Origin of the sequence: Lonsdalea quercina subsp. quercina, assembly GCF_000688655.1 — a bacterium.
GTDB classification, from domain to species: domain Bacteria; phylum Pseudomonadota; class Gammaproteobacteria; order Enterobacterales; family Enterobacteriaceae; genus Lonsdalea; species Lonsdalea quercina.
Genome location: NZ_JIBO01000001.1, coordinates 169,038 through 185,418 on the forward strand (window position 1 = coordinate 169,038; position 16,381 = coordinate 185,418).

At 55.7% G+C, this 16,381-nt stretch carries 14 protein-coding genes; 10 read left to right on the plus strand and 4 right to left on the minus strand.

What is annotated here, in order from left to right; genetic code table 11:
- Positions 1-116: 116 nt before the first annotated feature.
- The gene (locus RZ35_RS00635) at positions 117-1,064 is read left to right on the plus strand and encodes a radical SAM/SPASM domain-containing protein (protein WP_455709672.1); all 948 of its coding nucleotides are present in this window, start codon (positions 117-119) and stop codon (positions 1,062-1,064) included.
- On the plus strand, positions 1,040-2,317 hold the full coding sequence (gene yjeH / locus RZ35_RS00640; protein WP_026741562.1) for an L-methionine/branched-chain amino acid transporter: 1,278 nt from the start codon (positions 1,040-1,042) through the stop codon (positions 2,315-2,317). The genes RZ35_RS00635 and yjeH overlap by 25 nt, the downstream gene beginning before the upstream one ends.
- Positions 2,318-2,452: 135 nt before the next feature.
- Here yjeH and RZ35_RS00645 read toward each other — a convergent pair whose 3' ends face one another.
- Positions 2,453-3,091 (minus strand): LysE family translocator, encoded by a 639-nt coding sequence (locus RZ35_RS00645; protein ID WP_026741563.1) that lies wholly within the window; start codon positions 3,089-3,091, stop codon positions 2,453-2,455.
- Positions 3,084-3,461, minus strand: coding sequence for a hypothetical protein (locus tag RZ35_RS17885; protein WP_026741564.1), 378 nt, complete (start codon positions 3,459-3,461; stop codon positions 3,084-3,086). The genes RZ35_RS00645 and RZ35_RS17885 overlap by 8 nt, the downstream gene beginning before the upstream one ends.
- Before the next feature lie 986 nt (positions 3,462-4,447).
- On the opposite strand from RZ35_RS17885, the gene RZ35_RS00660 reads away from it, so the two are divergent.
- Positions 4,448-5,293 (plus strand): GNAT family N-acetyltransferase, encoded by an 846-nt coding sequence (locus tag RZ35_RS00660; protein ID WP_026741566.1) that lies wholly within the window; start codon positions 4,448-4,450, stop codon positions 5,291-5,293.
- A gap of 37 nt (positions 5,294-5,330) precedes the next feature.
- Here the strand turns inward: RZ35_RS00660 and RZ35_RS00665 are convergent, their stop codons facing one another.
- Complete coding sequence (locus RZ35_RS00665; RefSeq protein WP_026741567.1) at positions 5,331-6,080, minus strand: CDP-diacylglycerol diphosphatase; 750 nt, start codon at positions 6,078-6,080, stop codon at positions 5,331-5,333.
- Positions 6,081-6,620: 540 nt separating this feature from the next.
- Entirely contained in the window at positions 6,621-7,703 is a 1,083-nt protein-coding gene (locus RZ35_RS00670) for an iron-containing alcohol dehydrogenase family protein (protein ID WP_026741568.1), read from the minus strand.
- Between the two features lie 392 nt (positions 7,704-8,095).
- Here RZ35_RS00670 and RZ35_RS00675 point away from each other — a divergent pair, with 392 nt between their 5' ends.
- The 7 genes from RZ35_RS00675 to patD all read left to right on the plus strand — a co-directional run bounded on the left by RZ35_RS00675 (position 8,096) and on the right by patD (position 16,371).
- The gene (locus RZ35_RS00675) at positions 8,096-9,004 is read left to right on the plus strand and encodes a LysR substrate-binding domain-containing protein (RefSeq protein ID WP_026741569.1); all 909 of its coding nucleotides are present in this window, start codon (positions 8,096-8,098) and stop codon (positions 9,002-9,004) included.
- A 182-nt stretch (positions 9,005-9,186) separates the two neighbouring features.
- Complete coding sequence (locus RZ35_RS00680) at positions 9,187-10,650, plus strand: gamma-aminobutyraldehyde dehydrogenase (protein WP_026741570.1); 1,464 nt, start codon at positions 9,187-9,189, stop codon at positions 10,648-10,650.
- Between the two features lie 109 nt (positions 10,651-10,759).
- On the plus strand, positions 10,760-11,914 hold the full coding sequence (gene ydcS / locus RZ35_RS00685; RefSeq protein WP_026741571.1) for a putative ABC transporter substrate-binding protein YdcS: 1,155 nt from the start codon (positions 10,760-10,762) through the stop codon (positions 11,912-11,914).
- A 190-nt stretch (positions 11,915-12,104) separates the two neighbouring features.
- Entirely contained in the window at positions 12,105-13,130 is a 1,026-nt protein-coding gene (locus tag RZ35_RS00690; RefSeq protein ID WP_026741572.1) for an ABC transporter ATP-binding protein, read from the plus strand.
- 1 nt (position 13,131) lies between these two features.
- Entirely contained in the window at positions 13,132-14,079 is a 948-nt protein-coding gene (locus tag RZ35_RS00695; protein WP_036152270.1) for an ABC transporter permease, read from the plus strand.
- Positions 14,069-14,875, plus strand: coding sequence for an ABC transporter permease (locus RZ35_RS00700; protein ID WP_026741574.1), 807 nt, complete (start codon positions 14,069-14,071; stop codon positions 14,873-14,875). Before RZ35_RS00695 ends, RZ35_RS00700 begins: the two co-directional genes overlap by 11 nt.
- Before the next feature lie 71 nt (positions 14,876-14,946).
- Entirely contained in the window at positions 14,947-16,371 is a 1,425-nt protein-coding gene (gene patD, locus RZ35_RS00705; protein WP_026741575.1) for an aminobutyraldehyde dehydrogenase, read from the plus strand.
- Positions 16,372-16,381: the final 10 nt, after the last annotated feature.

Consider the following 16,381-nt stretch of genomic DNA (forward strand, 5'->3'; position numbering starts at 1 on the left):
TTTTACTATTTCTAATTAAGGATAAAGAAGCAATGTATTCACTTCACGGAAATGCCTTTACTAAACAGGACGTTTATTTCGCACTAAGAGATCGTCAGTTGCTAACGCTCACCATTATGTTGGAAAACATTTGTAACTTTAAATGTCCCTTCTGCTATACCCAGACCCAAAAGTTCGACAATGAACTGTCTACAGAAGAAATAAAAAAAATGGTGGACGATGGACTTGCGTTAGGCATTAAAACGGTGCTGGTTGCGGGCGCTGGGGAGCCGCTGCTAGCGCGTAACTTCTGGGAGGTGATCGACTATATTGGCGATAAGGGTTTACACTGTATCGTTTTCTCTAATATGACGGCGATTAATAGTGATACCGCACGGAAACTTTATGCTCGCGATGTTTCCATTATAGGAAAAATCAATAGTTTCAAAGACGATGTTCAGAATAAAATTGTCGGTGATATTCATAATGCTGCTTCTAAAATGCGCCGTGGGCTGAAAAATCTTATGGACGCTGGTTTTAACCGACTGGAAAAAGGGAATACTCGACTGGCGATTGAAACGTCAGTTTTGCCTGAGAATATCGATGAAATTTACGATATTTGGAATTACTGCCGCAGCCATACTATTTTTCCGCTGGTTGATACCGTGCTGTATGAAGGCAGTGCTAAACAACATCGTTATGAAGATTTTCTGGTGCCCTATACGCGTTTGGTTGAAGAGGTGGGTCGTATCCGGCAGTATGATCGGGATATGGGCTTCGAATGGCCGATTAAAATTATCAAGCGTGAAAATGATCGCGGGATCATCGTCGGTGAATTGGCTGGAGATTGCCATCGCATCGGNACGAATCTGAATGTGAATTCTGTCGGAGATGTTTACGACTGTTTCAATATGAGCCAGCCTTCATACGGCAATATTCGTGAGCGTTCGTTGATCGAAATATGGAATGCCGACCGTCCCGATGATAAAGCGTTACGTGTTCACGGCTTGTGTCATTGTCGTCATTTGGATGACAGGGATTCGATAAAGGGAGAGATGTCGTGTCTGAGCAGTGCGGTAAGTTAAGCCTACATCAGGGTGTCGGTTTTCTGGTTTCTACGTTATTGGGTTCAGGCGTATTCATCGTTCCGGCGATGGTGGCCGGACTGGTCGGAGCGTGGGCGTGGTTGGCATGGCTAGGTATGACATTGCTGGTGCTGCCTGTAGTATTCACCTTTGCGCTATTGGGGCGTCAATTCCCTCACAGTGCCGGTACCGCGCATTTTGTTGAACTGGCCTACGGACACCGCCTGCGGCAAAGCATCTCCTGGCTGTACCTGTCTGTCATCCCCATCGGGCCGCCGGTGGTGGTGATCACCGGCGCTAATTATCTGGTGTACTGCCTGGGCCTTCCTCCGGTTTACTGCGGTTATTTCGCGCTGCTCATGCTGTCGCTGATTCTCATCGTCAATACCTTCAACGTGACGCTGTCGGGCAATGTGCAATTCGGGATTACCGTGCTGACGGCGCTGGTGCTCATCAGCGTCATCGTGGTGGGATTCATAGCGGTACCGAGCGCCGCGCCTAAGATCATACCGACGGGGGGTGAGAGTCTATTACCGTTCTTCAAGGCGATGGGCATTATTTTCTGGTGCTTTGTGGGGATTGAAGCCGTCGCTCATCTCGCTCCGGAATTTGCTTCTCCCGAAAGAGATTTTCCCCGCACGATGGTTATCTCTTTGACGATTGCGCTCAGCCTGTACTGTTTGCTGAGCTACACCGTGCTGCGGTTTTCCGCCTTTGGCAACGAAGTCGACAATATCTCCTCGTTGCCCCGGCTGATCGGGCAGGCATTTGGGCGAACGGGAGCGATAGTGACGGGGCTGATGGGGTTTTTGACCTGCCTTNCCGCAGTCAATCTCTATATCATCAGTTTCACCCGATTGATTGTTTCGATGAAGGGAAAGGGCGCGCTAAGCCGTTGTCTGGCATACCGTAACCGTTTCCATGCGCCGGTCGTGGCGACATTGTTCGCGATACTGCCCGTCGCCATCACGGTTGCCCTCAAGTACGGATGGTCTATTGGTCTGGATAGCCTGATTGCCTGCGCCAACGGTGTCTTTGTGATGATCTATCTGGCGGCTTCTCTGTCGGCGTGTCGCCTGCTGCGCGGACATCAACGAGTCATGGCGTTGTTGGCGAGCCTGTTTTGTCTTGGCGTCGCCTGTGTTATCGGCGACAACATGCTGTATGCCGTTGTGATCACACTGCTGGCCTTTGCCTTGAGTTCATGGCGTCTGCGTCAGGGGATTGCGTATTCCGGCGAGTCTGAGGCCTAAAACAACAGAAAGAACGCGCCTGATACCGGGCGCGTTCTCCCTGATGGAACGGTCGATCTTCTATTTAACGAGCGCCGCGCGATGCGCCCGACAGTCAACCGGCTGGCGCATCGCGAGGCGTTTGTCCTCTTCTCGCTACTCCGGCATGACCTCCCAGGCAATTTCACATGTCATCCAACTGCCGATAGCCAACATCAGCATTGCCGGGACCTTGGAAAGGAAAAAGTCGATGTCGTTGACGGACAACCTCTTAAGCCAGGGAGACAAGTAGCAATACGCCAGATTGAAAGCGGAAGTCCCCAGGCAAAACAGCGTTCCCATTAGAATAAACATATCGCCAGAGCTGTTCGGGGTCATGAACTGGGAAAAGAAGGAGAGAGAAAAGAGGCCCGCCTGGAGGTTCTGGAGGCTGCGGGTTGTCCCCTGTAGAAAAAAGGATGACGGATGTGCCGTCGTCATCTTCGTATATTTAGACAAATAACGCGACGCCGGGGGCATGCGGTAAATGCGACTACCTTCCCAGATTAGAAACAAGGCGCCCAACAGCTTGAGGACGGTCAGCACGACGGGGGAAGCCGCCAGCGTGAAGCTGACGATCAGCCAGGATAAAATGACATAGCAAGAGTACCCCAGCGCCAGACCGACGATTCCGCTCAGCGCGGCTTTCTTGCCAAACCGATCAAAGTTACCGGTAATGCACCGCACATCTTTTCCGGGAATGGCGCAAAAGGTAAATGAGGCGATGAGAAACAGGGTCCAGTTAACGTCAGTCATGGGATCCCTCGACTGGTCTGAGAGCCAGCGTGCTCGGCAGCAGGTTGAGGTGGCTTTGAGTCCACTTTTTGAGTGCATCCGTGATCCCCCTCTCACCCTGTGGAGTCACCCCGTTGGCGGCCTGCTGCTGACGTCGACTGTACAGCAAATAGAATTCCCCGTTGGCGAAATATTTCCAGCGCCGTGACCGCATAATCAGCGGCCCACGGTGACCCGTCTTTTCCTCCCGGCGCATCGCATCTTCGTGACGAGTCCATATCTTCTTTGTCTTGAATTTTGTACGCGGTTTAATCATCGCTCGACAAAGAGGGTGAGGCGATAGTGTGAAATAAGGCTTAATCGTATCGTGTATAAAATAATTGATTTTCATAGAACTCACATCGTTAAAGTGAAAATAAAGGGGGGGAACCGGTGGTGACTTTTGCCCGAAAATAATGCCTAAGCAGAGCCTGAGGGTAAAGAGAATAAAACACTATTAATGGTAATAAAATAAACGAGAAGTAAATTGTGGAATCGTTTACAGAGAAAACGCGTTCGAAAGTATTGGCGATGAGGTAAGGGTGTTTGGTAGGCTGCTTTTGACAGTAAACTGATTCTTTGCTTTTCGGCCTTGCTGAACGCGTCTGATATCTTCGGCCTTTATCGGGTTTCCTCTGCCGCAATGGAGTTCCCTGCGCGAGAAAAAGATCACCGATTGGGATTATTTTCAAGGTTTTGTATATCATCTCAAAATAATGGGTGGATGCTACCGTTCGTTGGACCATAATATTACACTCCTTGTAGCATTAGGCTTAGATATAATCCGGTTTTGATTAGTGGTTATGTTATTAGAGACTTAATTTTTCGGCGATTCAATTCTCATAATAATATCCTTTTTTATTAGAGAGGGAAAGTTATGTCCGGTGAGATAAAATAAGGCCATAAAGATAAATCAGTTGTGAACGATGATAATAAGCAAATTATTGCTTAGTTTTTGTTGAGCTGATGGCGGGTATGCAGCGCACCTCAACATTCACCGTGCAAATTACGTTTATCCGGTAAGTATGCCGTTTTCGGCCATGACATTCCCTATTGTTGAGACATAAACGCGGTCGCAGAGCTCGGCCTTCTCGGAGGGGCGATGCAAAAATCGCCTTATGCCAGTTCAGCTATTCTTGGCAAGGCGCGAGCGGTATCTATCAACGCGCTGACCGCGGACATCGCGGCATTGCGTTTGGACGAGGCTTCGGATAGGTTCGCAAAGTGATTCATCGACGGGCGGATGCCTGGGGCAGCGTTCTCTAATCGGTTTTGACTTGGAGCGTTGTCCGAGAAACGACACCAACGCAACGTCAGCCTAATGAGAGGATAAGGGGAATGGACATTATGTTGCGGCCGATGATGCAAGCCGACGCTTCGGCCGGTTATCGGCTTACCCAGCAGCTTCACTGGCCGCATCGGGTGGAGGACTGGCAGGAAGCGTTGCGGCTCGGCGAGGGGATGGTCGCCGAGTGTGACGGGCAGGTGGTAGGCACGGCGCTGAGCTGGCGTTGGGGCGCGGAATGGGCCACCCTCGGTTTGATTGTGGTCGAGGATAAATTTCAGGGGCGGGGCATTGGCCGACTCCTGCTGGAACAGAAAATGGCAGCACTGGGCGACCGACAGCTCAGGCTGCATGCCACTGTCGCCGGACTCCCCCTGTATCAGTCGTTGGGCTTTAGGGCGATCGGTAAAACCCAGCAGTTTCAGACGCCTTGTCTACAGGCGGCCCCGCGCGTGCATAGCTCGGCCGGACAGCGTCTTCGCCTCGCCCGCGAGGAGGATCTCCCCGTATTAATTGAACAGGATAGGCAGGCCAACGGTCTGATGCGGTCGACGCTTGTATCCTATCTGTTCCATCATGCCGAACTCTGGATTTTGGAAGAGGACGATCGCATTGTCGGGTGGGGCGCCAGCCGTCGTTTCGGACGCGGCTGGACAGTCGGTCCGGTCATCGCCAGGCGCTTGCCGGATGCGCTGCGGATCGTCGCACAGCTCATGCAGGACAGAGTGCGCGATTTTGTGCGTATCGATACGGATGCGGCTCAGGGGCTGGGCGGAGAGTTATCTTGCTACGGACTGACGCAGGTGGATACGCCGGTGGTGATGGTGCGCGGCGAACCGTGGAAGAACGATGCCAAGGGGCCTCGGGCGTTCGCGCTCATGTCGCAGGCGATGGCCTGAAAAAAATACGGGACCCGGTAACGGATCCCGTCATCGATTAATGTGCCAGCGAGCACTGGGTGTCGATCAGCTCAGAGGTCGAGCCGCGGTTAAAGGCGAAGCGTGCGCCCCGGTTAGCCAGCAGCAGTTTCTCTCCATCGGGCGTGACGGTCAGCGCCAGTCCGTAGTTGTCTAGGCTATCTCCCTGACGCTGTACATAGGCGTAAAGCTCTTTGAACGGATCGTCTCGCGTCAAATCCTGCGTGGTCAGCTTCTTCGCCAGATAGCGATGTCCACGCAGTTCTTCGCCCAGTGGCTGCCAGTCGGTCGACAGGGTATTACCCTGCTCGCGCAGCGTCTGGTAGGCTTCGGGCCGCAGGCAGGAAATATGGATGTGTAGCTGTTCCTGCGTGCGCGCATAGCGTGAGTTGACGGNCAGCACGAGAATATCATCCGGCAGCGATTTGCCCGCTTCGGTGGAAAGATGCTTACGGGCCTCCCAGGCGGCAGCGAAAAAGGGGGGAGTGCTATGCGCTTGCAACGCCGGGCTTTCGATCCCGGAGATTTTCTCCGTCGGGATCAGTAGGTCGTGGTGAGGACCATTTTTGTCTTTTAGTAGCGCGGATTGAGTATGGCTATTGACCGCAAGACAAGGCGCGGGACGGCCCTGCTGCTGATTGGGAACGCACTGCTCGGTAACCGTTTTCCATAACGCATCGCTGCTGTCTCTGAACAGGAGGACCCCGATCAGCGCCAGCAACACGATGACGGCAGCTATCGTGTACCCTATCTTCTTTTTCCTCTGCATGTATTACGCCTCCTGCATAATTGAACGATGGGTTCCAGATAAAAACCAGGTTGTATCCTCTCCTCGCCGCCACGGGTGATAACGGTTACATAGTGGATAGAACTTGATTCTGCATCGAAGTTTTACACGTTGTCGGGTCCGGAACCACAGATAATATAGCGGAGATACAGAGCGAAAACATGAGGTATCCAGTGTCAGCGGAAGGATAAATCGTTTCAATCGCTCAGTGATGAACATCGTTTACAGCGTGTGCGCCTGACGAAACGCCCGACGCAGGGCGATTTGGAACGGTCAATGATGCGGCCAGCGCGCAGACAATCTCCGTCGATAAGGGTGAGAGGGCGTTGGTGGGACCTGACGGGCTTAACAATGCGGGCAGCGGAGTCGTGGGCAAAGGCCGACGCCTTAGCAAGTTTGACGTTGTTTACGGGATTTTGACGCACACGTCTTCGGTTGGTTTCGGTGTCTGTCGTCATAGGGCGGTGGCGGAGTGGCGCTCTGCCGCCACCGCCGAGGTCCAGAAGCAGGGGGCGATTTACGTTAAGCGGTGACGGCCGTCAGGTGCTCGGTCTTCCACAGCGCTTTCAGTATCGCATCGCTATCCACGGCGAAAGGCAGGAGCGTGGCGGAACGAATGCGCACATGGCGCGCAATACTTTGTACTTGCTCCGGTTTTTCCGCCAGCCCCAACTGGGTTAACGTCAACGGACTGCCGAAGCGGGACAGCAGTGCCAGCAGCGGCTGCCTCTCCTCTTCCCGCTCGGTATTGAGCAGCGCCTGAACCACCAGCCCGAAACCCACTTTCTCGCCGTGCAGCCAGTGATGCAGCTCGGGCAGGCGGGTCATGCTGTTATGAATGGCGTGTGCGACGCCGACGCGGGCCACATCGTCCTTCATGCTATTCGCTAGTCCCGCCAGCGCAATATTGGCGTCGATGACCTGCCGCAGCGCGCTCGTGACGCGCTGCGCTTCAATATCCTTCAGCGCCTGGTCGCCGTGACGGTTAAAGGTTTCCAGCGCCAGACCCGCGGCCTGCGCCTTCAACATCAGCGCCAGCGATGTGGTATCCGCCTGCAAATAAGGTTGGAACTCGTACCACTTCGCGAGCGCATCCACGATGCCGGCTTTGAGATAGCGTGCGGGACTGCGTGCTATCACCTCACTGTCCACCAGGACCCACACCGGCAGTCGTTTCAACGGCAAGGGGGCGACATGCGCGCCTCTGCCGTCATAGATCACGCTGATCGGCGACCAGGCGGCACAGGTGGCGGCAATGGTCGGGACGGCGACCACCGGCAGTTGACCGAGGAGGTCGCCGACGGCCTTCGCGCAGTCCAGCGCCCGGCCGCCGCCGACGCCCAGAATCAGCTCGGCGTTCCACGTTCTGGCCGCCGTCGCCAGTTGGTCGATAGCCTGATGAGTACACGGACCTTGCTGGAAGGCCACTTCGTACAGGATGTTGTGTTGGCGCAGGCTGGACTCTATAGCCTGAGACGTCGCCTGCCAGGCTTGAGTGCCGGTGATGATGAGAATGCGTGAGGCTAGCGGCTCGATAAAGTCGCCCAATTCGCTGATCAACCCGTCACGGTTGAGGTAGGTTTGCGGTGCCTGGATAGCCATCATGTGCAGAGTCTCGCTGGCGGTGATAGAGATAGCCCACTTATAACAACGCCGGCTCGCGAATCAAAAGCACGAATCTGGCAATGCATTACGTCAAAAAGATATAAATCGCAGGCCAGTGATTTATGGCGCTAAACGCCGTTGCGAGGACAATCAACGTGTCGATCGTCGCGGACTAAGGCGTTCTCGTATTCGGTGGTGCGTTTTTATCCGCTACGAGGACAGAGTATTAACGGCGGCTGTATTTCGTGGCGGTGGTACGCAGCGCGTCGAATCAAGGCTCGATGACGAAAGAGGGAAACGTGGCGCGTTCATAAAATGACGGTGCTTTCGATAAAACGAATGGCGTGATATCTATTGACCATTGACTCATTATAAAGAGGCGCTTGGCGAGTATGTTAACGCTACGTCAAATTCGGCACTTTATCGCGGTTGCCGAGACCGGCTCCATTTCGGCCGCCGCCCAAACGGCCTTTGTTTCACAGTCGTCCCTCACGCTGGCCATTCAGCAATTGGAAACAGAAACCGGGGTGCGGTTGTTCGAACGTCATGCCAAGGGCATGACGCTGACGCATCAGGGGCATCAGTTTTTACGTCAGTCCTACCTGATTCTGGCGACGGTGGAAAACGCCACCCGTAGCCTGAGAACCGGTACTGAAAGCGTCACCGGCTCCCTGACCGTGGGCGTGACAAGCCTGGTGGCGGGCTATTTTCTGGTCGACCTGCTCAAGCATTTCAAAGACGCCTATCCCAATGTGGTGGTGCAGGTGGTGGAGGATGAGCGCCGCTACATCGAACATCTGCTGGTGAGCGGCGAGATCGACATCGGCGTGCTCATCCTCTCCAATCTCGAAGATCGCGATGCTTTGCAGACCGAAGTGCTTTGTCATTCGCCGTACCGCCTGTGGCTGCCGCCGCTGCATCCACTGTTAGAGCGCGAGAGTATCAGCCTGGCCGATGTAGTGACGGAGCCGCTGATTCAACTCAATGTGGATGAAATGGATATCCACGCCCGGCGGATATGGCGTAAAGCCAGTCTGAAACCGGAAATCGCCATGAAGACCACTTCGACTGAAGCCGTGCGAAGCCTCGTCGCGGCCGGGATGGGGCTTTCCATCCTTCCGGACATGACTTATCGCGCCTGGTCGCTGGAAGGAAATATGATAGAAGCGTGCAAATTGACCGATCCTATCGAGCCATTAGAAATCGGTATGGCCTGGCGTCGTGGTAGTACACGGCCGAAACTGGTTTCCCCCTTTCTCAGCGTGGCCCGCGAAAACAGCGGGTTGCGCAAAAGTTCGTAATCCTTTCTGCATGAAAATCAAACAGCATTCGATTTATTCGAATGCTGCATTCAATAATTAATAGTGGTTGGCGCCCGCCGAGTTTCCTTATTGTGTTTCAAACGTCATATCTCACGCTACGATGGCGTCGGTTTTATGCGCAATTCCCTTCCGGGGCGCGGAATTAGAGACAGGGAAACGCGATGTCGGATGAGGAAATTATTGCCCGCTTTTCCAGCAGGCAACTGATTGATGGGCAGTTGATTGAGGGCGAAGGAACGATGCAGGACATCGTTAATCCCGCTAATGGGGAGATCGTCGCCAGACTGGGAGAAACGTCCGCCGCCCAGATCGATGAGGCGGTGGAGGCGGCTCAGCGAGCGTTCCCCGCATGGGCCAGGACCACACCCGCGCAGCGCGCCATTGCGCTGTTGCGAATTGCGGAAGCGATAGAGCAACAGGCCGCGTCGCTGGCGCAGCTGGAGGCCATTAACTGCGGCAAACCGTTATATCAGGCGCTCAACGATGATCTTCCCGCCGCCGTCGATGTCTTTCGCTTTTTTGCTGGCGCGGTGCGTTGCCAGCAGGGACAGTTGGCGGGAGAGTATCTGGACGGGCATACGTCCATGATTCGCCGGGATCCCGTTGGCGTCGTGGCCTCCATCGCGCCGTGGAATTATCCGCTGATGATGGCGGCCTGGAAAATCGCGCCGGCGCTGGCGGCGGGCAACACCGTCGTATTCAAGCCTTCCGAACACACGCCGCTGAGCATACTGGCGCTGGCGCCTACTTTGAATACGTTACTGCCGCCGGGGGTGCTGAATATCATCAGCGGCAGCGGCGAAAGCGCCGGCAGCGCGCTGGTCAATCATCAGAAAGTTCGGATGGTGTCCGTGACCGGTGATATTGTGACCGGTCAGCGAATTTTGAACGCCGCCGTCAGCAACGTGAAGCGCACTCACCTGGAGCTGGGGGGTAAAGCGCCGGTTATCGTCTGTGACGACGCGGATATTGATGATGCCGTCAATGCGATCGCCACCTGGGGTTATTATAACGCGGGACAGGACTGTACCTCCGCCTGTCGGGTGTACGCACAGGCGGGCATCTATAGGCAGCTGGTTGACGCGCTCGGAGCCGCGGTGTCCCGTCTGCGTCTGGCGCAGCCGCGAGATGAAGACAACCATTTGGGACCGCTGATCAGCGCCCGCCAGCGCGACCGGGTTTCCAGTTTCGTCGAACGCGCGCTGAGTCAACCGCACATAGAACGCATCACGGGCAGAGACGCGGTGGATGGCCCTGGCTTTTACTACCCGCCGACGCTGTTAGCGGGTTGCCTGCAAAGCGACGAGATTGTGCAGAGGGAGGTCTTCGGCCCGGTGGTCAGCGTCACCCGGTTTACGTCGCTCGAAGAAGCGCTGCTGTGGTCGAACGAATCGGAGTATGGGCTGGCGTCATCGGTCTGGACGCAGAATATCGATACCGCCATGCAGGTAGCCGCCAGTTTGCAATACGGGACGACATGGATTAATAGCCATTTTTCGCTTGTTAGCGAAATGCCGCACGGAGGATTAAAGCGTTCTGGATATGGCAATGATCTTTCGAGTTATTCATTACAAAGTTACACCGTGGTTCGGCATATTATGGCCAAATTTAAACGACAATTTTAATGGCGCATTCTGGCGATAGTATTTTCTTATTATAAAACGCAGGCGCAGATAATAAAAAATGGGTGGGGTTGCTGTGCCACAAATAAGCCAATCTTGACGGGGGAACAGTATGGAAAAATATTACACCGGGACGTCATTGTCCGCTATTTGTCTGAGCGTTTTATGTGCGTTGAATATAGCCCACGCGAGCGCGCCGGAATTATCCGCCCAAGGGGAAGGACGTCTCGATATTGTTGCCTGGCCTGGTTATATCGAACGGGGGCAAAGCGATAAAAACTATGATTGGGTCACGCAGTTCGAACAGGAAACCCGCTGCGAGGTCAATGTCAAAACCGCGGCGACGTCGGATGAAATGGTCAGCCTGATGGCGAAAGGGGGATACGATCTGGTGACGGCCTCCGGCGACGCCTCGCTGCGACTGATCTATGGCAAGCGTGTCCAGCCGATTGAGCCTGCCGCTATCCCCAACTGGAAAAGCCTCGACCCGCGGTTGATCAATGCGCCGTGGTACACGGTCGACGGCAAAATCTATGGCACCCCGTATCAGTGGGGGCCTAACCTGCTGATGTATAACACCAAGGTTTTCCCATCGCCGCCAGAAAGCTGGTCGGTGGTGTTTACTGCGCAGACGCTGCCCGACGGTAAAGCGAATCAGGGACGGGTGCAGGCTTACGATGGCCCTATCTATATTGCCGATGCCGCGTTGTACCTGAAACACACGCAGCCTGAGCTGGGTATTTCCGACCCTTATCAACTGACCGAGCCTCAGTATCAGGCGGCGCTGACGCTGCTACGCAGCCAACACGCGCTGATTCATCGCTATTGGCACGACACCTCCGTTCAGATGAGCGATTTCAAAAATGAGGGTGTGGCGGCATCGAGCGCCTGGCCGTATCAGGCGAATGCGCTCAAGAGCGAAGGGCAGCCGATTGGAACCGTATTGCCGAAAGAGGGCGTGACCGGGTGGGCGGACACCACCATGCTGGCGTCGGACGCCAAACATCCGGTATGCGCTTACAAATGGATGAACTGGTCGCTACAGCCTAAAGTGCAGGGCGATGTCGCCGCCTGGTTCGGCTCCGTACCGGCTGTACCGGCCGCCTGTAAAGGCAATGCGCTGCTGGGAGCCGAAGGGTGTGAAAATAACGGCGCAACGCAGTTCGATAAAATCGCATTCTGGAAAACGCCGCAGTCAGAAGGTGGAAAATACGTCCCTTACAGCCGCTGGACCCAAGATTATATTGCCATTATGGGCGGCCGTTAGATTTAACGCATGGAGAAAATAACAGGAGACTTTCGGCCGATGTAATCAAATTCATTATTTCACGGCTGAGGGGTTAATCGTTCAATTTCTTTAATTCAAATCACTTTCGTTATTGGTTTGCCGTTTTAGTTTTATTTTTGATTGGATTTTCATTCCTGCAATGAATAGCCCAATCAGCCAGGAGTTTATTATGCCCAACGCTGTGGAATTAATTAACGTATCCCGATTCTTTGGGGATGTCCGGGCCGTGGATCATGTTTCCATCGACATCAAAGAGGGCGAATTCTTTTCCATGCTCGGCCCGTCCGGTTCTGGAAAAACCACCTCTTTGAGACTGATCGCCGGCTTCGAACAGATTTCCTCAGGTTCCATCCGCATTCACGGACGTGAAGCCACCGGGCTGGCGCCCTATCAGCGTGATGTAAATACCGTATTTCAGGATTACGCGCTGTTTCCACATATGACCGTGCTGGATAACGTAGCCTACGGGCTGCGTGTGAAGGGCGTAGGTAAAAGCGAACGTCGCGCCCGATCGCAGGAGGCGCTGGAACGGGTGGCGCTCGGGTTTGTCGCGGAGCGAAAACCGGCTCAGCTGTCCGGCGGCCAGCGTCAGCGCGTGGCGCTGGCGCGCGCGTTGGTCAATCAGCCCAGCGTGCTGCTGCTCGATGAGCCGCTCGGCGCGCTGGACCTCAAACTGCGCGAGCAGATGCAGGGCGAACTCAAGACGCTCCAGCGCCAGCTCGGCATCACCTTTATTTTCGTGACGCACGATCAGAGCGAAGCCTTGTCGATGTCCGATCGGGTTGCAGTGTTTAATAACGGCCGCATCGAGCAGGTGGATACGCCGCGCGAGCTGTACATGAACCCCAGGACGCCGTTTGTGGCGGAGTTTGTCGGCACGTCCAACGTGCTGTCGGCAGAGCAGGCGCTGCGGCTGACCGGCGCGGCGGCGCGTGTCGCCGTTCGCCCGGAACACATTCGCCTGCTGGAATCCGCGCCGGACGCGGAGGATATTTGCGTCTCGGCGCAGATTAAGGATATTCACTATCAGGGGGCCGCGACCCGCTACGAGCTGATGCTGGAAACCGGCGAGCGTCTGCTGGTAAGCGAAACCAACCATCAGCGTATCTCCACTCTTCCCGCCTGGACGATCGGCCAACCGCTCATCGCCTGTTGGGCGCGTAGCGCTATGGTCGCGCTGCAGGAGGTGGGCTGAGATGACGACCGCAGACATCTTGGTTCCCGCCGTTCGTCGAGGCGCGTTGCATCGACTATTCGACTTTTTCTATCGGCGTCCGGGTTTTTATCTGGCGCTGCTGCTGGCGCCGCCGCTGCTGTGGTTCGGCGCCGTCTATCTGGGTTCGCTTCTGACGCTGCTGTGGCAGGGGTTTTATACCTTTGACGATTTCACGATGACGGTGTCGCCGACGCTGACGCTGGCGAACATCGCGGCGCTGTTCAGCCCGACGAATTACGACATTATCGCGCGCACGGTGGTAATGGCTGTGTGCGTCACGCTGTTCAGCGCCGTGATAGCGTTCCCCATTGCCTATTATATGGCGCGCTATACGCGGGGTAAGCAGAAAGCCTTTTTCTATGTCGCGGTGATGATGCCGATGTGGGCCAGTTATATCGTTAAGGCCTATGCCTGGACGCTGCTGTTGTCGCGGGATGGCGTCATTCAGTGGTTTTTGCGTCACCTCGGGCTGGAAGGGGGCTTGAATAGCCTGCTGCTACTGCCGGGCATCGGCGGTAACACGCTCTCGACCTCCGGACTGGGGCGTTTTCTGGTGTTCGTCTATATCTGGCTGCCATTTATGATCCTGCCGATCCAGGCGGCGCTGGAACGCCTGCCGGTGTCACTCATTCAGGCCTCGGAGGATTTAGGCGCTCAGCCGCAGCAGACCTTCCGCTATGTCATCCTGCCGCTGGCAGTGCCGGGCATCGCCGCCGGTTCTATCTTCACGTTTTCACTCACACTGGGTGACTTTATCGTGCCGCAGCTGGTCGGGCCACCGGGCTATTTCATCGGCAACATGGTGTATTCCCAGCAGGGCGCCATCGGCAACCTGCCTATGGCGGCCGCATTCACGCTGGTGCCGATTGTCTTAATTNCCCTTTATCTCTCTCTGGTAAAACGATTGGGGGCCTTCGATGCACTCTAAACGCGCGCCGTTACTGCTCCGGCTGGCGGCCTGGGGCGGACTGCTGTTTCTGCACGTTCCGCTGCTGATCATCGCCGTTTACGCGTTCAATACCGAAGAGGCGGCGTTCAGCTTCCCGCCTAAAGGCTTCACGCTCCGTTGGTTCCAACTCGCGGCGGAGCGGCGGGATATTGTCGAGTCCGTCAGTCTGTCGTTGCAGATCGCCGGTCTTTCCACGCTGATTGCGCTGGTGCTTGGCACGCTGGCCGCCGCCGCGCTGTATCGTCGGGATTTTTTCGGAAAGAACAGCATTACGCTGATGTTGATGCTGCCGCTGGCGTTGCCGGGCATTATCACCGGTCTGGCACTGCTGGCCGCTTTCCACGCGGCGGACATCGAGCCAGGCATGATGACGATCGTCATCGGCCACGCCACGTTTTGCATTGTGATTGTGTTCAACAATGCCATTGCCCGGTTCCGGCGCATTTCCCACTCTCTGATCGAGGCGTCGATGGATCTGGGCGCCGACGGCTGGCAGACCTTCCGATACGTCATGCTTCCCAATCTGGCGACGGCGCTGCTGGCAGGCGGGATGCTGGCCTTCGCGCTGTCCTTTGATGAAATTATCGTCACGACGTTTACCGCAGGTCATGAGCGTACCTTGCCGATTTGGCTGTTGAATCAACTTGGGCGGCCGCGCGACGTGCCGGTGACCAACGTTGTGGCGCTGTGCCTGATGGTCTTGACCATGATCCCGATTTTGGGGGCCTGGTATCTCACAAAAGAAACCACAGAGGTGTCCGGCGACGGCAAATAGCCCGCAGGCCGCTGAAAATGAACGTCACAGCGTGCGTGCTGTGACGCGAAACCATGACTGAGGACAAAATGATGCAGACAAAAATGGTGATCAACGGACGTTTAGTCGCCGGCGAAGGCAGTACGCTGCCGGTCTATAATCCGGCCACCGGAGAGGAAATCGCGCACATTGCCCAGGCTTCATCGGCGCAGGTTGCGCTGGCAGTGGAAAGCGCCGATCGGGCTTTCGCCTCCTGGGGACAGACCACGCCGAAAACGCGTGCGGACTACCTGCTGCAAATAGCGGACTGTATCGAAGAAAACGCAGAGACCTTCTCGCGTCTGGAGTCGCTCAACTGCGGCAAGCCGTATCATGCCGTACTGAACGATGAAATCCCGGCGGTCGCGGATGTCTTCCGCTTCTTCGCGGGCGCCTGTCGCTGTATGAACGGGATGGCCAGCGGGGAGTACTTGGAGGAACACACGTCGATGATCCGTCGCGATCCGCTGGGCGTCGTCGCCTCCATAGCGCCCTGGAACTATCCGCTGATGATGGCCGCCTGGAAGTTGGGGCCGGCGCTGGCGGCAGGCAACTGCGCCGTCATAAAACCTTCAGAGCAAACACCGCTGACGACGCTGAAACTGGCCGAACTGGCGGTCGGTATTCTGCCTGATGGCGTGCTGAACGTCGTGTTTGGGGACGGACCTACCGTCGGTGATGTCCTGACCGCTCATGACAAGGTGCGCATGGTATCGTTGACCGGCTCTATTCCGACCGGGCAGCACATCATTCGCCATACGTCGGCTTCGGTAAAACGCACGCATATGGAACTGGGCGGCAAAGCGCCGGTCATCGTCTTTGACGACGCGGATATCCCGGCGGCTGTCGAGGCGATCCGCAACTTCGGCTTCTACAATGCCGGACAGGACTGTACCGCCGCCTGTCGCGTCTATGCCCAGAAGGGGATTTACGATCGGCTGGTGGCGGCGTTGGGCGAGGCGATTGCATCACTCAAAGTGGGGTCTCCGGAGGATGAAACCACGGAGCTGGGGCCGTTGATCACCGCCGCGCATCGCGACCGTGTTGCCGGATTCGTCGAACGGGCGAAGGCGCTGCCGCATATTTCGGTGGTGACCGGCGGGGAAAAAGNCGCGGGCGCGGGGTATTACTTCCAGCCGACGCTGCTGGCCGGGGCGTTGCAGGAGGATGAGATCGTCCAGAAGGAGGTGTTCGGGCCGGTGGTCAGCGTGACGGCGTTCAACGATGAGTCTGAAGTGTTGGCGTGGGCCAATAACTCGACGTACGGGCTGGCTTCCTCCGTCTGGACACGGGATTTAGGCCGGGCGCATCGTCTGAGCGCGCGACTGCAATACGGCTGCNCCTGGGTAAATACGCACTTCATGCTGGTCAACGAAATGCCGCACGGGGGCCAGAAACAGTCCGGTTACGGCAAAGATATGTCGATGTATGGGTTGGAGGATTATACGGTCGTACGACACATCATGATTAAACACTGACAGAAGGGCG